The sequence below is a fragment of the Stenotrophomonas sp. RS-48 genome, assembly GCF_030053245.1.
GTDB classification, from domain to species: Bacteria; Pseudomonadota; Gammaproteobacteria; order Xanthomonadales; family Xanthomonadaceae; genus Stenotrophomonas; species Stenotrophomonas maltophilia_P.
The window spans coordinates 48,063-66,461 of record NZ_JASGBV010000044.1; the positions used below are offsets into that span (position 1 = coordinate 48,063).

13 protein-coding genes are annotated in these 18,399 nt (G+C 67.5%); 6 read left to right on the plus strand and 7 right to left on the minus strand.

The window, feature by feature from the left end; all coding sequences use genetic code 11:
* Positions 1 to 81 precede the first annotated feature (81 nt).
* Positions 82 to 1,425, minus strand: a complete 1,344-nt coding sequence (locus tag QMZ25_RS09110; RefSeq protein ID WP_053517411.1) for a dicarboxylate/amino acid:cation symporter — start codon at positions 1,423 to 1,425, stop codon at positions 82 to 84.
* 333 nt (positions 1,426 to 1,758) lie between these two features.
* On the opposite strand from QMZ25_RS09110, the gene QMZ25_RS09115 reads away from it, so the two are divergent.
* Positions 1,759 to 2,928, plus strand: a complete 1,170-nt coding sequence (locus tag QMZ25_RS09115; protein WP_053517412.1) for a porin — start codon at positions 1,759 to 1,761, stop codon at positions 2,926 to 2,928.
* Between the two features lie 68 nt (positions 2,929 to 2,996).
* A complete protein-coding gene (locus QMZ25_RS09120) occupies positions 2,997 to 5,642 on the plus strand; it encodes a PAS-domain containing protein (protein WP_283219492.1) in 2,646 nt (881 codons plus the stop codon).
* A 312-nt stretch (positions 5,643 to 5,954) separates the two neighbouring features.
* On the opposite strand, the gene QMZ25_RS09125 is transcribed toward QMZ25_RS09120, so the two are convergent.
* From QMZ25_RS09125 to QMZ25_RS09140, 4 genes are read right to left on the minus strand one after another with little or no spacing between them, the layout of a single operon-like run.
* Positions 5,955 to 6,602, minus strand: a complete 648-nt coding sequence (locus QMZ25_RS09125; protein ID WP_053517414.1) for a response regulator transcription factor — start codon at positions 6,600 to 6,602, stop codon at positions 5,955 to 5,957.
* Between the two features lie 60 nt (positions 6,603 to 6,662).
* A complete protein-coding gene (locus QMZ25_RS09130) occupies positions 6,663 to 7,718 on the minus strand; it encodes an ABC transporter substrate-binding protein (RefSeq protein WP_053517415.1) in 1,056 nt (351 codons plus the stop codon).
* A complete protein-coding gene (locus QMZ25_RS09135; RefSeq protein ID WP_053517416.1) occupies positions 7,715 to 9,106 on the minus strand; it encodes a sensor histidine kinase in 1,392 nt (463 codons plus the stop codon). Before QMZ25_RS09135 ends, QMZ25_RS09130 begins: the two co-directional genes overlap by 4 nt.
* On the minus strand, positions 9,099 to 9,788 hold the full coding sequence (locus QMZ25_RS09140) for a response regulator transcription factor (protein WP_065181727.1): 690 nt from the start codon (positions 9,786 to 9,788) through the stop codon (positions 9,099 to 9,101). The genes QMZ25_RS09135 and QMZ25_RS09140 overlap by 8 nt, the downstream gene beginning before the upstream one ends.
* A 288-nt stretch (positions 9,789 to 10,076) precedes the next feature.
* Between QMZ25_RS09140 and QMZ25_RS09145 the strand changes: the two genes are divergently transcribed.
* The 4 genes from QMZ25_RS09145 (at position 10,077) to QMZ25_RS09160 (ending at position 15,816) form a co-directional block, all read left to right on the plus strand.
* A complete protein-coding gene (locus QMZ25_RS09145; protein ID WP_065175123.1) occupies positions 10,077 to 11,216 on the plus strand; it encodes a porin in 1,140 nt (379 codons plus the stop codon).
* Between the two features lie 73 nt (positions 11,217 to 11,289).
* A complete protein-coding gene (locus tag QMZ25_RS09150; protein WP_053517450.1) occupies positions 11,290 to 12,618 on the plus strand; it encodes a CitMHS family transporter in 1,329 nt (442 codons plus the stop codon).
* A 25-nt stretch (positions 12,619 to 12,643) separates the two neighbouring features.
* Entirely contained in the window at positions 12,644 to 13,384 is a 741-nt protein-coding gene (phbB, locus tag QMZ25_RS09155; RefSeq protein WP_053517420.1) for an acetoacetyl-CoA reductase, read from the plus strand.
* 140 nt (positions 13,385 to 13,524) lie between these two features.
* Positions 13,525 to 15,816 (plus strand): TonB-dependent receptor, encoded by a 2,292-nt coding sequence (locus tag QMZ25_RS09160; protein ID WP_283219493.1) that lies wholly within the window; start codon positions 13,525 to 13,527, stop codon positions 15,814 to 15,816.
* Between the two features lie 81 nt (positions 15,817 to 15,897).
* Here QMZ25_RS09160 and QMZ25_RS09165 read toward each other — a convergent pair whose 3' ends face one another.
* Together QMZ25_RS09165 and rsgA are read right to left on the minus strand one after the other, a co-directional pair.
* Positions 15,898 to 17,151 carry a flavohemoglobin expression-modulating QEGLA motif protein gene (locus QMZ25_RS09165; protein ID WP_065175125.1) on the minus strand — a complete coding sequence of 418 codons (1,254 nt, stop codon included), beginning with the start codon at positions 17,149 to 17,151 and terminating at the stop codon, positions 15,898 to 15,900.
* A gap of 124 nt (positions 17,152 to 17,275) precedes the next feature.
* Positions 17,276 to 18,385 (minus strand): ribosome small subunit-dependent GTPase A, encoded by a 1,110-nt coding sequence (gene rsgA, locus QMZ25_RS09170; RefSeq protein ID WP_065175126.1) that lies wholly within the window; start codon positions 18,383 to 18,385, stop codon positions 17,276 to 17,278.
* Positions 18,386 to 18,399: the final 14 nt, after the last annotated feature.

An 18,399-nucleotide genomic window follows, 5' to 3' on the forward strand; every position in this document is an offset into this window, starting at 1 on the left:
CCATGACAGCCATGGGACGCCTTGAAACGCCGCGGGGCCGCGCCACTCACGTGACCGGCCCCGCGGTACCACACACCTGGATCAGCCCTTGGCGGGCAGTGCCTCCGGCACGGCATCGACCGGCGGCGGCAGTTCGCTTTCGCGACCATCCAGCGCCAGCTTCAGGCGGTCACGGTCCAGTGCGCCTTCCCAGCGCGAGACCACCACCGTGGCCACGGCATTGCCGATGAAGTTGGTCAGCGAGCGGCATTCGCTCATGAAGCGGTCCACGCCGAGGATCAGCGCCATGCCGGCCACGGGCACTTCCGGCACCACGGCCAGGGTGGCCGCCAGGGTGATGAAGCCGGCACCGGTGACGCCGGCCGCGCCCTTGGAGCTGAGCATGGCGACCAGCAGCAGCGCGATCTGGTGGCCCAGGGTCAGTTCGGTGTTGGTGGCCTGGGCGATGAACAGCGCCGCCAGGGTCATGTAGATGTTGGTGCCGTCCAGGTTGAACGAGTAGCCGGTGGGGACCACCAGGCCCACCACCGACTTGCTGCAGCCGGCCCGCTCCATCTTCTCCATCAGCGACGGCAGCGCCGACTCGGAAGAAGAGGTACCCAGCACCAGCAGCAGTTCGGCCTTCAGGTAGCGCGCCAGCTTGAACACCGAGAACCCACACAGGCGGCAGACCACGCCCAGGATGACCGCCACGAACAGGAAGGCGGTGATGTAGAACGAACCGACCAGCCAGGCCAGGTTGATCAACGACCCCACGCCGTACTTGCCGATGGTGAAGGCGATCGCGCCGAAGGCACCGATCGGAGCAGCCTTCATCAGCATGTGCACCAGCTTGAACACCGGAGCCACCAGCGCTTCGAGGAAGTTCTGGATCGGCTTGCCCTTCTCGCCGACCGACGCCAGCGCGATGCCGAACAGCACGGCCACGAACAGCACCTGCAGGATGTTGCCGTCCACGAAGGCGCTGATCAGCGTCTTCGGGATGACATCCATCAGGAAGCCGACCAGGGTCAGGTCATGCGACTTCTCGACGTAGCTGTGCACCGCGGTCTGGTCCAGCTCGGCCGGGTTGATGTTCATGCCCGCGCCAGGCTGTACGACGTGGGCCACGATCATGCCCACCACCAGCGCCAGCGTGGAGAAGAACAGGAAGTAGGCCATGGCCTTGGCGAACACGCGGCCGACCGTGCGCAGATGGGTCATGCCGGCAATGCCGGTGACGATGGTCAGGAAGATCACCGGCGCGATGATCATCTTCACCAGGTTGATGAAGGCATCGCCGAGCGGCTTCATCTTTTCGCCGATCAGGGGTTCGTAATGGCCGAGGATGGCGCCCAGGACGATCGCCACGATCACCTGGAAATACAGCTGGCGGTAGATCGGCAACGGCTTTGCAGGCGCCGGGGCAGCGGTCGGGATGTGCATGGCGGACTCCGGGGAAGGGCGTTTTCAGGCACGTACGGCCCCGGAACTGCATGGGAGCCGATACCGTGGAAGCTGGTCACCGCCCCCCTCGCTCCACGCGCAGGGTGGCGACCAATGGACGCCTTTGTACGCGCCGGGCACGCCAACGCAGATAACCTATTGGTACTAGCCCCCCGGTTCAGGTGGCCGGGACCCCTAAACTGGCCCGGCATCGCACCGCGCCGGGAGGCCCGGTGGCGCGGGCTGAACGGCCCGTGGCGTCCCTGCCCAAGTTCCGGCCCTGGCGGCCGTTGTTGTCCTGACCCTACGCAATCCGAGAGAGCCGCACCCAACATGCGCCCCATTCCCACCCTGCTGGCCCTGTCGCTGGCCGCCCTGCCCGCCTTCGCGTCCGCTGCCGATTTCGACAACTGGCCGACCAAGTACGCGTTCGGCGACGGCACCGAGCTGGCGGCCACCGCCAACATCGCCTACGACTACAACGATTTCTCCTCCGGCAGTGGCCTGGACGATGACGATGCCGTGCGCCGCAAGGAATTCGGCGCCACGCTGAAGAAGAAGGGCGTGTACGACGCGATGGTGTACTACGACTTCCAGGCCGACACCTGGCTGGACGTGTTCCTGCGCCTGGAGAGCAAGGCCTTCGTGGGCCGCGACATCGGCCGCTTCCGCTTCGGCTACATGAAGACGCCGGTCGGCCTGGATGCCAACACCTCCTCGCGCGCCGGTAGCTTCCTGGAGACCGCGCTGCCGGTGCAGGCGTTCTACGCCGGCCGCCGCACCGGTGTGGAATGGGTGCTGGAGCGCCCGCAGTACCTGCTGCAGGCCGGTGCCTACGGCGGCAAGGACCTGCAGGGCGACAACCCCGGCACCACGCAGGCGGTACGTGCGGTGTGGACGCCGGTGAAGGCGCCTGGCGATGTGATCCACCTGGGCCTGGCCTACTCGCAGGAAAACCCGCGCGGCTACCGCGATGGCCGTGACGTCCATCACGAGGCCAGCGCACGGTTGCGCGCGCGCCCGGAAGCCGGCCTGACCGACATCCGCTACGTGGATTCCGGCGCGCTGGTGACCGCCGACCAGATCCGCCGCACCGGCCTGGAAGGCATCTGGATCCGTGGCCCCTTCTCGCTGCAGGCCGAAGCGCTGCAGGCCACTGTCACCCGCAACGACGGCAAGCCCGACTACACCGGCCACGGCCAGTACGCGATGGCCAGCTGGGTGCTGACCGGCGAATCCCGTCCGTACAACGCCGGCGCCGTGGCCAACATCAAGCCCGCCCACGACTACGGCGCGGTCGAGCTGGTGGCACGCTACAGCCGCCTGGATCTGGACGACGGCAGCATCCTGGGGGGCCGTCAGCACGACCTGACCCTGGGCGCGAACTGGTACCTGACCAGCCATTTCAAGTTCCAGGCCAACTACGTCAAGGTCGATGCCAGCCGCCGCGGTGTGCACAGCACCCCGGAGATCTTCGAACTGCGCGCACAGATGCACTTCTGATCCGCGCCACGGTGCGGAATCCGGCGGGCATGCACGTCATGCCCGCCCTCACTGCGTAGACTGCCGCCATGTACTGGCTCGGCCGCCACCGGATGCTGCTGCTGACCCTCCTCGCGCTGGCCGGAGGCACCGTGCTGTGCGCGATCGCGGCGGGCCACTACGCGTGGCGCAGCGCCCTGGCGGCCGAGAGCACGCAGGTCCAGCGCCAGCTGCAGCTGTACGGCCAGGGCCTGCAGCAGCGTATCGACCGCTTCGGCACCCTGCCGCAGGTGATGGCACTGGACCCGGACCTGCTGCGCGTACTGCGCACGCCGCCCTCGCCCGCCGAGCGCCAGCAGCTGAACCTGAAACTGCAGCGCGCCAACCAGGTCACCCGAACCTCCACCCTGACCCTGGTCGGCCGCGATGGCGTCGCGGTCGCGGCCAGCAACTGGGACCAGCCGACCACCAACGTCGGCGAGGACTACAGCTACCGGCCCTATTACCAGCAGGCCCTGGCCCACGGCCGCGGCCGCTTCTACGGCATCGGCATGACCACCGGCGTGCCCGGCTATTTCATGTCCGAGGCGATCGTCGACGACCGCGGCCAGCGCATCGGCGTGATCGTGATCAAGATCGAGCTGTCGGCACTGGAACAGGAGTGGCTGAACAGCCCGGACGTGGTGCTGGCCAGCGACAACCATGACGTGGTGTTCCTGTCCAACCGCGATGCCTGGCGCTACCGCCTGCTGCGGCCGCTGGGCGCGGACGAGCGCCGCGAGATGCTTGATGCCCGCCAGTATGCCGACCGCTCGTTGCAGCCCCTGCGGGTGCGTACCGAGGATGTGCTGGCCGATGGTGGCCGCATGGTGCGCCTGCTCGACCCGGTGCTGCCGCAGGCGATGCTGTGGCAGAGCCTGGCGCTGCCCGACGAACACTGGAACCTGCATCTGCTGCACGATGCCAGTGCCGCCACCAGCGCCGGACGCGGTGCCGCCCTGGCCGGCGCCGCTGCGTGGCTGGCACTGGGGTTCCTGCTGCTGTTCGTGCAGCAGCGCCGGCGCCTGGCCCGGCACCGCCAGCGCAGCCGCAGCGAACTGGAAACCCTGCTCAAGCAGCATGCACAGGAACTGCGCACCGCCCAGGACGGATTGCTGCAGGCTGCCACCGATGCCGACAGCGGCCTGAGCCGCAGCCTGGAGCACCTGCCGCAGGGCGTGGTGATCATTGATCGCGAACAGCGCCTGGTCGCCTGGAATTCGCGCTATCTGGAACTGTTCCGCTTCCCGCCGGGGCTGGTCCGTGTCGGCCGGCCCATCGAAGAGTTGTTCCGCTACAACGCACGCCGCGGCCTGCTCGGGCCGGGGCCGATCGACGAGGCCATCGAGCGTCGCCTGAACCACCTGCGCAGTGGCCGCCCGCACATGCGCGAGAGCGAAAAGGACGATGGCACCGTTCTGGAGATCCGTGGCAATCCGCTGCCTGATGGCGGCTTCGTCACCAGCTACGCCGACATCACCAGCTACAAGAACGCTGCACGCGAACTGCGGTCACTGGCCGATGCGCTGGAACACCGCGTGGCCGAGCGCACCCATGACCTCGACGAGGCCCGCCGCGAAGCCGAACAGGCCAACCGCTACAAGACCCGTTTCGTCGCATCCGCGGTGCACGACCTGCTGCAACCGTTGAACGCTGCGCGCATGTTCGTCTCCGTGCTGCGCGGCAAGCTGACCGACCCGGCGCAGCAGCAGACCACCGACCACATCGATGCCGCACTGGCCGCGCAGGATGCCATCCTCAACAGCCTGCTCGACATCGCGCGACTGGAGTCAGGCAGCCTGCCCACGCGCGTGCATGCGTTCCAGCTGGGCCCGCTGCTGCAGACGCTGGCACGCGAGTTCGGCATCGCCGCGCAGACACGCGGGCTGGTCGTGGACTGGGTGGATACCCGCGCGGTGGTGGTCAGCGACGAAGCACTGCTGCGCCGCATCCTGCAGAATTTCCTGTCCAACGCACTGCGCTACAGCGAGCGTGGCCGGGTGCTGCTCGGCTGCCGCCGGCGCGGAGACCAGTTGTGGATTGAAGTGCATGACCAGGGCCCCGGCATTCCTGATGCGCTGCAGGGTGAAATCTTCGAGGAATTCCGCCGCCTGCACGATGGTCACCAGCGCGGCGCCGGCCTGGGCCTGGCGATCGTCGACCGTATCGGCCGCCTGCTCGGCCATCCGATCCGCCTGCGCTCGCAGCTGGGGCGAGGCAGCGTGTTCGCAGTGGGCGTACCTCTTGGCGATGCCAGCGCGATTCCCGCTGTTGCGCAGGCACCGGCGCTGGCACAGGAACCGGCGGCGGACAATCCGCTGCGCGGCCGCCGCGTGTGGGTGATCGATGATGATCCGCATGTCTGCGCAGCCAGCCGTGCCCTGCTGGAGCGCTGGGGATGCGAGGTGGTCCTGGCCGATGGCCCCCAGGCCGCGCTGCAGCTGGCCGGCGTGGAATCCGTGCCGGAACTGGTGCTGCTGGACGTTCGCATGGGCGACCATCACGGGCCGGTGCTGTACGAAGTGCTGGCCGAGCACTGGCAGGCACGGCCGCCGGTGGTGCTGGTGACCGCCGAGCGCGACGCAGGACTGCGCGAAATGGCGGCCGAACGAGGCTGGGGCATGATGGCCAAGCCGGTGAAGCCGCCGGCGCTGCGGGCGCTGATGAGCCAGTTGCTGATCCGCCATCGCGGGTGATTCCAGCCAACGGCGCAGCCCCTCGCGGGTGACACGTAACGCAGTTCATGGTTGAGGTCGGACACGCTCCTTGTTCGTCCACCCACGGCGAAGAAAAGGAATATCAAACGCGGGTCGCGACGCCGCGCGTGCCCGTGTAGAGCCGAGCCCATGCTCGGCTCCACAGAAGGCGGCCGGACAGGCTGCTTCTGCTTTTGATCTTTTCCCTTTTCCGTGGGTGGCAGGCCACCGAAATCTGTCAGAGATCGGCCGGGTTGGGTTCGCGGGGGCGTCCGCCGCATGGATGCGGCAGCCAAGCCTCCAGGGACGGATTCACGGCGCTCCCGCATCACCTTCCGGCTCAAGCGCCTTCACCAGCACCGCGGCCTGCGTGCGGCTGTGGCATTCGAGCTTCTTCAGGATCGCGGTGACATGCACCTTCACCGTGTTTTCGGCCAACCCCAGCGTGTAGGCAATCTGCTTGTTGAGCAGGCCATCGGCCAGGCACAGCAGCACCCGGAACTGCTGCGGTGTCAGCTGCGCCAGGCGGCTGGCCAGCAGTGCATCGGCCTCAGAACGCTCGGCCGCCATCGCCGGGAACCACAGGCCACCCTCCAGCACCGCCGTCACCGCCTCGCCAATGGTCTCGGCGGGCGCCGACTTCGGGATGAAACCGGCTGCGCCGAACTGCTGCGCGCGCCGGATCACCCGGGGATGATCGTTGGACGACAGGATCACCACCGGAATGTCCGGATGCGAGCCACGCACGTGCAGCAGCGCGGAGAAACCGTGGGCACCGGGCATGGTCAGGTCGAGCAGCACCAGGTCCACGTCAGGATGCGCATCCAGCGCCTCGGCGAGCGCTTCGGCACTGGCCACCTCGCGCACCTGGGCAAGCGGCAGGCTCTGCCGCAATGACTGCACCACCGCCGAACGCAGCAACGGGTGGTCATCGGCGATCAGGATGGTGTATTCGCTCATGCGGCCATTGTACGGGCAGCGCACTGCATCCGCCGGGCATGGCCCGGCGCTACCAGGGCATCAGCGCCCCGCCGGCTCCACGCTGCTGCGCCAGGCATCGAGGAACTGGCGCCGCTTGAGCGCGTCCAGGTAGACCAGCAGTCCCGGCCCGAGCTGGATCGGGCGTCGGCTGCGACCGGGCGCATCATCGCGCCGGGCATCGCTGCGCACGATCGGCATCAGCCGCGCCTCGCGCGACAGCACCTGCTGGCCACGCGGCGACAGCAGGTAATCGAGGAAACGCCGCGCCTCCTCCGGATGCGGACCGGTGCGCGGGATCACGGCCGTGCGCAGCACCACCAGCGTGTAGTCCTCCGGCTCGATGATGGCCAGTGGCGCGCCGGCATCGATGCGCGCCTGCGCGTACGAGCCGAGCACGTTGTAGACCAGCGACAGCTGGCCGCTGGCAACCTTGTCCAGCAGCACCCCGGTGCGCTCCTCGCGAACCACCTCGTTGTCGCCGAGCGCCCCGAGCAGCGCACCGGCAATGCTGCCACGCTGCGCATCCTGCGTGGCCAGCAGGTAGCCCACGCTGCTGCGTTCGATGTCGTAGGTGCCCACCCGTCCGCGCAGGGGCGCGCCTTCCGCGCGCAGCAGGTCCAGCAGCTGCCGGCGTGTATGCGGCACCTTGGCAGCAGGCAATGTGCGCGTGTTGTGGACCATCACCACCGGCTCGTAGCTGATCCCGAATGCCTCGCCCCGCCACTGTGCCCAGGCCGGCAGCGCCGCGGTCTGCGCCGAGCGGTGTGGCAGGGCATGACCGTCATTGACCAGCTTGGTCTGCAGGTCCATGCCGCTGGAGATCAGCAGATCCGGCGACGCAGGGCTGGTGCGGTCCTGCAGGTAACGCGCGTACAGATCCTGGGTGATGATGTCCTCGTACACCACTTCGGTGCCGGGATGCAGCCGCTGGTAGTCGGCGATCACCACGGCGAACACTTCGATGTCGGTGGTGCCGTGGATGCGCAGCTGGGCAGTGGCGCTCTCACGTGCGGGGAAACGGCGCACATCGCCGGGTGCAGCCTGCGCAGGCAGAGCCAGCAGCAGCGCGATGACGGCGGCAAACAGGCGGATCATGGGTTGCTCCGGGGCAGGCGGATGGTGGCGATCAGCCCCCCCTGCGGGCGGTTGCTGAGGTCGATATGGCCTGCATGGCTGTCGATCACGCGTTTGACGATGGCCAGCCCCAGGCCGGCGCCACCGGATGGCACGCCTTCGCCACGGGCGAATCGCTCGAACACCCGTTCGGCGTCGGCCGCGGCGATGCCCGGGCCGTGGTCGGCAATGGTCAGCACCGCCTGGCCGCCCTCGACCGTCAGTGCGATCTGCAGCGGGCCATCCCCGCCATACTTCAACGCATTGTCGACCAGGTTCTTGATCGCCTCGCGCAGCAGCAACGCATCGCCGTGCACATGCACCTGCTCGGAAGTGACGGCCAGCTGCACGCGGGGCGCGGGACCGGCCTGCGGCAACGCATCGTGCAGCGCTTGGTGCACGGTTTCCGCCAGGTCCACCGACGCGAACCGCTGCAGATGCGAGCGGTGGATCACGCTGGCATCGCTGAGCAGCTGGTTGAGCAGCCGGCTCATGTGCGTGGCATTGCGCTCGATGGCCTGCAGGCTGCGCCGCATGTCCTGCGGGTCGTCATCATCCAGCGCCAGCTGCGCCTGCGCGCGCAGGGCGGCCAGCGGGGTACGCATCTGGTGGGCGGCTTCGGCCATGAACGCGCGCAGGGTCTCGTTGCTGCTCGACAGCCGCTCCATGAAGCGGTTCAGCGCCGCCACCATCTGGTCCATCTCACGGGGCACACGTGCATCCAGCGGCTTCAGGTCCGACGGTTCACGGCGCGAGAGTTCGCGTTCCACCCTCACCAGTGGCCGGAATGCACGGTGTACACCGAAGGCGACCAGCGCCAGCAGCAGACCGGACAGCACACCGATCGCCAGCAGCGACCGATTGACCATGTCCTGCGCCACCGCCTCGCGCGCGCGCCGGGTCTGGCCGACCTGCACCAGCACCTCGCCCTGCGCGGACGCAGCAGCGAAGCTGCGGCCCACCACCACGAAGCGCACGGTCTCACCGCTGTAGCGCGCATCGAAGAACTGCGGTTGGCTTCCCGGGCGCCGGGGTGGCACCGGCAGGTCGCCGTAGCCAGTGATCAGCGTGCCGCGACTGTCCGCGACGCGGTAGAACACCCGGTCCTCCGGCGCCATCGCCAGCAGGTCGAGCGCCGCGTACGGCAGGTCGACCTGCCATTGGCCATCGGCCAGCGCCACCGAATCGGCGATGGACAGTGCAGAGGACGCCAGCAGGTGATCGTAGGAGCGATTGGCCGCACGCTGGCCGTAGTCGCGTGCGGCAAACAGCAGGGCGACTGCGAACACCGCCAGCAGCGCACCCAGATACAGCAGCAGGGTCCGCCGCAGCGAACCCGGCGCGGCCGCTGCCGGGCGCGCGTCAGCCATTGCTGTCCACGCCTTCGTCGCGGGCCTCGAGCAGGTAACCGACGCCGCGCACGGTCGTGATGCGCAGCGGCGCGTCGGCGAGCTTCCTGCGCAGGCGGCCGACATAGAGCTCGATCGCGTTCGGCCCGGCCTCGTCATCGAAGCCGAACAGGCCGTTGCCGATCTCATCCTTGCCGACCACGTGGCCCAACCGGCCGACCAGGATTTCCAGCAGACGGTACTCGCGGTTGGGCAGCTCGATGGGCTCGCCATCCAGGGTGACCCGATGCGCGGCATTGTCGAACTGGAAGCCGCCCACCTGCACCACCTCACTGGCCTGGCCGCGGGCCCGTCGCAGCAGCACGCGGCAACGCGCCTCGAACTCGCGGAAGTCGAAGGGCTTGCCGAGATAATCATCGGCACCCACGTCCAGCGCCTGCACGCGGTCCTCGATGCCGTCGCGCGCGGTCAGCATCAGCACCGGCGTGCTGTCGCCGCGCTCGCGCATGCCGGCCAGCACGCGTAGCCCATCAAGCTTGGGCAGGCCGATATCCAGCACCACCAGATCGAAACTCTGGTAGCGAAGCACGCTTGCGGCGGCCAGGCCATCGGCCTGCCAATCCACCGCGTGCCCACTGCGGCGCATGCGACGGATGATCGCATCGGCCAGATCCGGGTTGTCTTCAACCAGCAGCAGGCGCATGGGGACAAGCGTGGGAGGGGAAGCGAATGCTACCGCATGCCGCCCGGCCTGCCCGCCGGGCGTGGACCGGCGCTACCGGGCAGCCTGCACGGGGGTAGCGCCGGGCCATGCCCGGCGAGCGCAGCGGCCGCTTTTACGCTGCAACGCACAAACCGCTGACAGGCGGATGACAGCTTGCGCGACCCAGACTGCGGCCGCGCACCATCCGGTGCCCACGATTGCCGCGCGCCTGGCGCGCACCTGGGAGGGTTTGTGGAATTCACGTTTGCCTGGCCGCGTTCCGCCGCCATGATGGCCCTGGCTGCGTTGGCCGCGCCGGCCTTTGCCGCTGATGACGAGCGGCCGGTCACCGCCACGCTGGGCGGTCGCCTGCACCTGGACTTCGCCACGTTCGACAATGACAACCGCGGTACGCCGAACAAGGATGACACCGAGATCCGCCGCGCCTGGCTGGATGTCTCGGGCAGGTTCTTCGTGGTTGACTACAAGATGGAAGCCGACTTCTCCGGCGACCGTGTGGAAGCCAAGGACGTCTACCTGGCACGCAGCTTCGGCAAGGCCGGCAAGCTGACGGTCGGCCAGTTCAAGCAGTACTTCTCGCTGGATGACCGCACCAGCTCCAACTACGGCAGCTTCCTGGAGCGCGGCAATGCCGGTACCACGCTGGCGCCGCTGTACCGGCTGGGTGCCTCGTGGCAGGCCAATCCGGGTGACTTCACCTGGGCCGCCAGCGTCTACAGCCTGGAGAGCATCGATGCCTGGCAGGTGAAGGGGCGCGCCGCCGGCGGCCGCGTGACCTGGGCGCCCTCGCCCAGCGACGGCGATGTACTGCACCTGGGCCTGTCGCTGGCCCGTGAGGCGTACGACAACCCTGGCGCCAACGGTGTGCCGGCACTGCGCATCCGCCCGCGCCCCGCCGGCCATCTGTCCGATGAGAGCCGCCTGACCTTGGTCGATTTCTCCGCAGGCCGCGATACCGACGTCAACAAGTGGTCGCTGGAGTACGCCCAGGTCCGCGGCCCGTTGTCATGGCAGGGCGAGTTCAGCGGTGCGACCTTCGATGACGGCGCCCAGCGCGGCGACGTCATGGCCGGCTACGGCATGCTCAGCTGGTTCGTTACCGGCGAGAGCCGCGCCTACGACCGCAAGACCGGCCGCTTCGCACGGGTGAAGGACATCCGCCACAAGGCCGGTGCCTTTGAAGTCGCGCTGCGCTACGACCGGATGTGGGGCGCGCAGCACCTCGACGGCGCTCCCGACCTGCGCCGCGGCAGTACCGAAGCCTGGACGCTCGGCGGCAACTGGTACCTGCGCGACAACCTGCGATTCATGCTCAACGTCATCGAAAGCCGCAACCGTGACCGCCTGGCCGGGATCACGGTGGACCGCACGCGCGCCGTGACCGGCCGCCTGCAGTACGACTTCTGAGCCTCTTCCGCGCCCCCCTCCGCACCCGCCCCTCCCTTTCCCACGTCCTGTTTTCTCAAGGAGTCCGCAGATGATGCTGAGCATCCTCGGCTTTGGCATGGTCATTACATTCATGTACTTGATCATGAGCAAGCGGCTGTCACCGCTGGTGGCCCTGATCACCATCCCGATCCTGTTCGCGCTGATCGGTGGCTTTGGCGCCGGCATCGACGAAATGATGCTGGAAGGCATCAAGAAGATCGCGCCGACCGGCGTGATGCTGATGTTCGCCATCCTCTACTTCGGCGTGATGATCGACGCGGGACTGTTCGATCCGCTGGTGCGGGTGATCCTGCGCTTTGTCAAGGGCGATCCGATGAAGATCGTGCTCGGCACCGCCGTGCTGGCGATGCTGATCTCGCTCGATGGCGATGGCTCGACCACGTACATGATCACGGTCTCGGCAATGCTGCCGCTGTATCAGCGGCTGGGCATGAACGCGCTGAACATGACCTGCGTGACCATCCTCGCCGGTGGCGTGATGAACCTGACTCCGTGGGGCGGCCCGACCGCACGCGCCGCCACCGCACTGCACGTTGATCCTGCTGATGTGTTCGTGCCGCTGATCCCGTCGATGGTGATCGCCTGCGCGGGCGTGCTGCTGCTGGCGTGGTACCTGGGCCTGAAGGAACGCCGCCGGCTGGGCGTGGTGACGCTGCCCAAGGGCGGCAGCTGGATGGACAGCAGCGTGTCCGACGACAGCAATGCGCTGCCGACGGTCGAGGATGCCGAGGACATCAAGCGGCCCAAGCTGCTGTGGGTGAACCTGGTGCTGACCCTGGTCCTGATGACCGCGCTGATCGTCGGCGTGCTGCCGATGCCGGTGCTGTTCATGGTCGGCTTCGCCATTGCCCTGGTGATCAATTACCCGAACCTGGCCGAGCAGCGCCGTCGCGTGGTCAACCACGCCGGCAACGTGCTGTCGGTGGTGTCGCTGATCTTCGCGGCGGGCATCTTCACCGGCATCCTCAACAACACCGGCATGGTCGAGGCGATGTCGCACAGCTTCCTGGCGGTGATTCCGGATTCGTGGGGCCCCTATCTGGCGGTGATCACTGCCGTGGCCTCGATGCCGTTCACCTTCTTCATGTCCAACGACGCGTTCTACTTCGGCGTGTTGCCGATCCTGTCCGAAGCCGCTGGCAACTACGGCATCACGCCGGTGGAAATGGCCCGCGCCTCGCTGGCCGGCCAGCCGGTGCATCTGCTCAGCCCACTGGTGCCCTCCACCTACCTGCTGGTGGGCCTGGCCAAGGTCGAGTTCGCCGACCACCAGAAATTCACCCTGAAGTGGGCCATCGCCATCTCGCTGCTGTTGATGGTCGGCAGCCTGCTGTTCGGCCTGTATCCCCTCGCCGCCTGATCCCGTTACCAAGGAGCGTTCCGCAATGACTCTTCGCATCGCTTACGTCACCAGCGGCATGGGCAGTGTCGGCACTGCCATCTGCCAGAGCCTGGCCCGCGCCGGCCATACGGTTGTTGCCGGCTGTGCGCCGAACTCGCCGCGCAAGGCCAACTGGCTGCGCGAGCAGCGCGAGCAGGGCTTTGACTTCATTGCCTCCGAGGGCAATGCCACCGACTGGGCCTCGACCAGCGCCGCCTTCGCCAAAGTGCGCGCGGAAGTGGGTGAAGTGGACGTGCTGGTCAACAACTCCGGCGGCAGCCGCGACCTGCTGTTCCGGCAGATGACGGTAGAGGACTGGAATGCGGTGATCGCCTCCAACCTCAACGCGCTCTTCAACCTGACCAAGCAGGTGGTCGATGGCATGGCCACGCGGGGCTGGGGACGCATCATCAACATCGGTTCGGTCAGCGCCCACAAGGGGCAGATCGGCCAGGTGAACTACGCCACCGCCAAGGCCGCCATGCATGGCTTCAGCCGGGCGCTTGCCGCCGAAGTAGCGTCACGCGGAGTGACGGTCAACACGCTCTCGCCGGGCTACATCGCCAGCCAGGCCATCAGCAGTTTCCCCCCGGATGTCCTGGACCGCCTGGCCGCATCGGTGCCGGTGCGGCGCCTGGGCCGTCCGGAAGAAGTCGCCGGCCTGTGCGCCTGGCTGGCCTCGGACGAGGCGTCGTATGTGACCGGCGCCGATTATCCGGTCAATGGTGGGCTGTACATGGGCTAATGAGCCGCCCTGGGTGCGCCGCCAACGCGGCGGCGCGTACCCGCATGGGTGTTCCGTAAAGAAGCTTTCATGTTCCGTTCGCATAGTGGGGCGGCATCGCGCACGCACGCCGGTGCCCATCCCCCATGCAACGGACCACCATGCAGACTCGACACCTGACGATCGCCGTAGCGATCGCGCTTTCCGCCGCTGCCAGCGCTGCTTCCGCCTCTGCCGCCGATACCGGCACCGATGCCGCGCCCAGCGCGCAGACGCTGGATACCGTCTCGGTGATCGGCCAAGGCGAGACCCGTCAGGTGCAGCGCATCACCAGCGTCGACAAGCAGGTGCTCCCGCCAGGCACCAGCGGCCAGAAGATCCTCGATCGGCTGCCGGGCGTCTCGGTGCAGTCCAACGATGCGTTCGGCGCCAATGAGGAATCGCAGACCATCAGCCTGCGCGGATTCGACAAGAGCCGGCTGGGCTATACCCTCGATGGCATTCCGCTGGGCGACAACAGCTACGGCAACTACAACGGCCTGAGCATCGCCCGTGCGCTGATCGCCGAAAACCTGGCCGGCGCCGAGCTGTCGCAGGGCATCGGTTCACTCGGCGTGGCCTCGACCAGCAATCTCGGCGGCACCATCCAGTACTTCTCGTCCGATCCGTCCACCGAGTTCGGCGGCCGTGCCAGCGTCACCGTCGGCGACGACAATCAGCGCCGTGGTTACCTGCGCGTGGATACGGGCGACCTCAACGGCTTCTCTGCGTATGTCTCCGGCGTTCACCAGGACCAGGACATGTGGGCCGCGCCGCATCAGAACCAGACCACCCGCCAGTTCAATGCCAAGGCCGTGTGGAACGTGGGCGACCATCGCTTTGGCGCGTTCGTGGCGACCTCGCGTGCCAGCCAGGCCAACTACGCCTACCTGTCCAAGGACATGCTGGCCCGGGGCCTGGGCTGGGACTGGAACATCTATGCGCCGGACTGGAACCGCGCGGTGGCCGCAGCCTACTGCGCGCCGGCTACGCGTGATCCGGCGCGGTGTGCCTACAGTGGCGGCGTCACCAGCATCGACGATGCGTACTACCAGAGCCGTGCGCTGCGCGATGACAACCTGTACTCGATCGATGCCGACCTTCGCCTGGGCGAGCAGGGCCGCCTGAAACTGCTGGCCTACCACCATGACAACCGCGGCCAGGGTCACTGGTGGGCGCCGGGCCAGCCGTCCTACCCCGGCACCGACCGGATGCTGCCGATCTCCATCCGCAGCACCAACTACACGATCAACCGCGACGGCGTGACCGCAGCGCTGTCATGGACGGCTGGCATCCACGAGCTGGAAGCCGGCCTGTGGTACGAGCAGAACGACCACAACGTGTCGCGCAATTTCTACTACATCAGCGGTCCGTTCCTGGACGACCTGTACCTGAAGAATCCGGACCGCCTGCTGTTCAACCAGGACTACGACATCCGCACGCAGCAGTTCTACGTGCAGGACCGCATGCGCTTCCTCGACCAGCGCCTGACCGTTGATGTCGGCATCAAGAGCCCGAACACCCGCATGCGTGCCACGGCCCGCCCGGGCGTGGAAACCCGCCTGGCGTCCGGCACGCTGACGGCCAAGGAGTCGGTGCTGCCGCAGCTGGGCGTGGGCTTCAAGCTCAACGCCAACAACGAGCTGTTCGCCTCGTACGCCGAGAACATCGCCGCCTTCGTCGGTGGTGGCAGTGGCGGCCCGTTGCAGGTGGCACCGGAATCGTTCGCTGCCAGCGCCGACCTGGAACCGGAAAAGTCGAAGAGCCTGGAGGCCGGTTTCCGCACGTTCGGCGAGAAGTACCAGGCCTCGATCGCCGCCTACAACGTCACGTTCGACAACCGCCTGCTGTCACTGAACCCGTGCTCCAGCATCGAAGTGGGCACCCGACCGGAGTGCGTGACACGCTTCATCAACGTCGGCTCGGTGAAGAGCCACGGCGCGGAACTGACCTTCATCCTCAAGCCGGTCGATGGCCTGCAGTGGTACAACGCGCTGTCCTGGAACAAGACCACCTACGAAGATGACTACATCTCCGGCGGCGCGGTGGTGCCGGTGGCCGGCAAGATCACGGTGGACACGCCGCAGCGCATGGCCTCCAGCGAAATCAGCTGGAACCGCGATGGCTTCTTCGCCAGCCTGCGTGCCAAGTACACCGGCAAGCGTTATTACACCTACACCAACGATCAGTCGGTGCCGGGCGTGACCACCTTCGATGCGGGTGCCGGCTATGACTTCGGCCCTGGGCTGGGACTGCGCAACGTGCGGGTCTCGTTGAACGCGACCAATCTGACCAACAAGCGCTACGCCGGCCAGCTGAGCTCGTTCGCGCCGACCGACCCGGAAGGCAAGCGCTACGCGATCCACGCCAGCGCACCGCGGCAGGTGTTCATGACGGTGGCGGCAGAGTTCTAAGTCAGAAGCGGGCGCTGCGGCGCATCGAGTGTTCCTGCATGGCGCGGGTAGGCAGGCCCATGCAGGATCCGCCAACGCATGTCATTCCGGCGCCAGCTGGTCCATCCGTATCCGGTTGGCAAACAGCGAAAATGCCAGCATGCCGGCCAGGCCATTGGCCCGGCTGACCCAGTGCGGCAGCCAGCGCGGTGGCTTCAGCACCCCGGCCTGGAACAACGGCGCGAACGCGATGGCGTCCTGCAGGCTCATCTTGCCCGCGAACAGCCACCGGCAGACCTGCAGGCGATCCTCGGCCAGCATGTGGCGGAAGAAGGTGTGCACCGATACCAGCCCGCGCAGGTACACGGTGTCCTTGGTGAAGGCCAGCCCGCCGCCGGGGGGCACTCCGCGGAACACGCGCTGGGCCGATGCGAAGCTCTCTTCCGGGTTCTGCCCGGCATCGCAGAAGTAGCGGAACACCTCGATGAAGTCGGCGCCCTCGCGGGCCATCGCGATGGCCTCGGTACGCAGGCTGATCCGCTTCAGGCGCTCGATGTCGATGCTGCCGGTGATCTGCTCGGCAAACGTGGCCAACCCTTCCTGGGTAGCCGTCACCCGGGGTGAGGACAAAGCCAGGCTGGGCAGCACCGGCTGCTCCCGGCCATTCAACGCGGTCAGCGAATGCACCAGCGCTTCGTGATGGAACAGCTGTGCACGATCGTAGGCGCTGAAGCGCGCACTGGTACGCAGGCGGATCCGCGTCGGCCCGGCGGCCGCCTTGGACACCAGTTCCGGGTCCAGCTGCACCTGGATGATCCGCGATTCGAAGAAGGCATCCAGATCGTTCTGCAGCTGCAGTTGCAGCGCGATCGCAGACACCGGCACCTGTTCTTCCGGCGCCAGCAGTTCATGGTCCAGCTCGGCCGCGATCTGGATGAAATGGCGCGCTGCATCGCGCGTGCTCGGGCCATTGCCCGGCAAGGGCTGTTCGGGAGCGCCGAACAGCTGCACCGAACAGGTGTCCACCGCTGCGGTACCCAGGCCCTCCAGCAGGCGTGCGGCCAGGTCCCAGCTGTGCGCGGACTGCTGCACGTAGTGACCCAAGGGATGCCCCGCGTCGCAGTCGGCGGCGATGGCTGCCAAGGTGCGGCGTTCCTCGCTGAAATCCAGCTTCGGGTAGTCCACCTTCGGCAACTGCGGTTGCCCGCGCGCGACGCTGTCCAGGAACGGTGCCTGCACCGTCGCCGGCCAGCTGGTCAGGCCCAGCAGGCGGATGCCACCCACGGCCTCGACCAGCCGCGCATCGAGCGCCGCATGGTGGGCCACCTCGCGATCCAGCACGGCGGTCGTTTCCATGCGCGGACTATAGCGCCCTGCCAGGCCGTGCGCTGTCCACCGCGGGCCCCGGCATCAGCGAGGGCGTTACCCCGGCATCCCGGGATGAATCTCCATGCAGCCGCGCCCGTGGCCGGCTGCCTCATCAACGACGTCGCGGCTTTCCTGCCGGACGGAACTGCTGGCCCTTGCCTTTCCTGCCACCTCGTTCCTGCGCGGTCTCGGCCTGGCGCACGGCCAGCTTGGCGGCCGCAGCCGCCACTTCTTCCTTCAACTTGAAGTAGTTCAGCAGCCGGCTTTCCTCGATCTCACCCGCGTCGATGGCCGCCCGTACCGCACAACCGGGCTCCTGGTGATGCGAGCAGTCGCGGAAGCGGCACTGTTCGGCCAGTGCTTCGATATCGGCGAAGCCCCCTTCGGCCAGCGTCTCCTCGCCGGTCGGCTTGAGCTCGCGCATGCCGGGCGTGTCGATCAGGCAGGCACCGGTCGGCAACGGCATCAGCGCACGATGGGTGGTGGTATGACGCCCGCGCGAGTCGTTGGCGCGCACCGCATTGGTCTTCATCCGCTGCTCGCCGAGCAGCGTGTTGGTCAGCGTGGATTTGCCGGCGCCGGAGGAGCCCACCAGCACCACGGTGCGGCCCGGGCCCAACCACGGCTGCAGCACAGCCACGCTGCCAGCATCCAGGCCATTGATGGCATGCAGGGCGATCCCCTGCATTTCCAGTTCTTCCAGCACCGCCAGCGCGTCTTCGCTGTATTCGGTCTGGTCGGCCTTGGTCAGCACCACCACCGGTTCGGCACCACCGCCGCCCACCAGCAGCAGGTAGCGCTCGATACGCCGCGGATTGAAGTCCGCATCCAGCCCGCAGACGATGAACACCGTATCGATGTTGGCCGCGATCACCTGCTGGTGATAATGCTCGCCGGCGGCGCCGCGCTTGATCGCGGTGCGACGTGGCAGCAGCGCCACGATGCGGATGCCGTCGAGCAGCACCCAGTCGCCGACCGCCGGCCGCTCATGGCTGGGAAAGCGTGGCCGCTGCCATTCCGGCAGCGATTCGGCCTTGATCGCAGCGTCCGGGGCGTCGGCCACGACATAGTGCGTACGGTGCTGCTCGATCACCCGGGCCGGGCGGGCCTGCGGGTGCTCGGCCATCATGGCCTGCCAGTCGGCCTGCTGCGCCGGGCCCGGCCAGGGCCAGCCGATGGTCTGCAGGGCGGTGAAATCGGGGGTCTGGGTCATCGCCTCCATTCTACCCGTGCCAA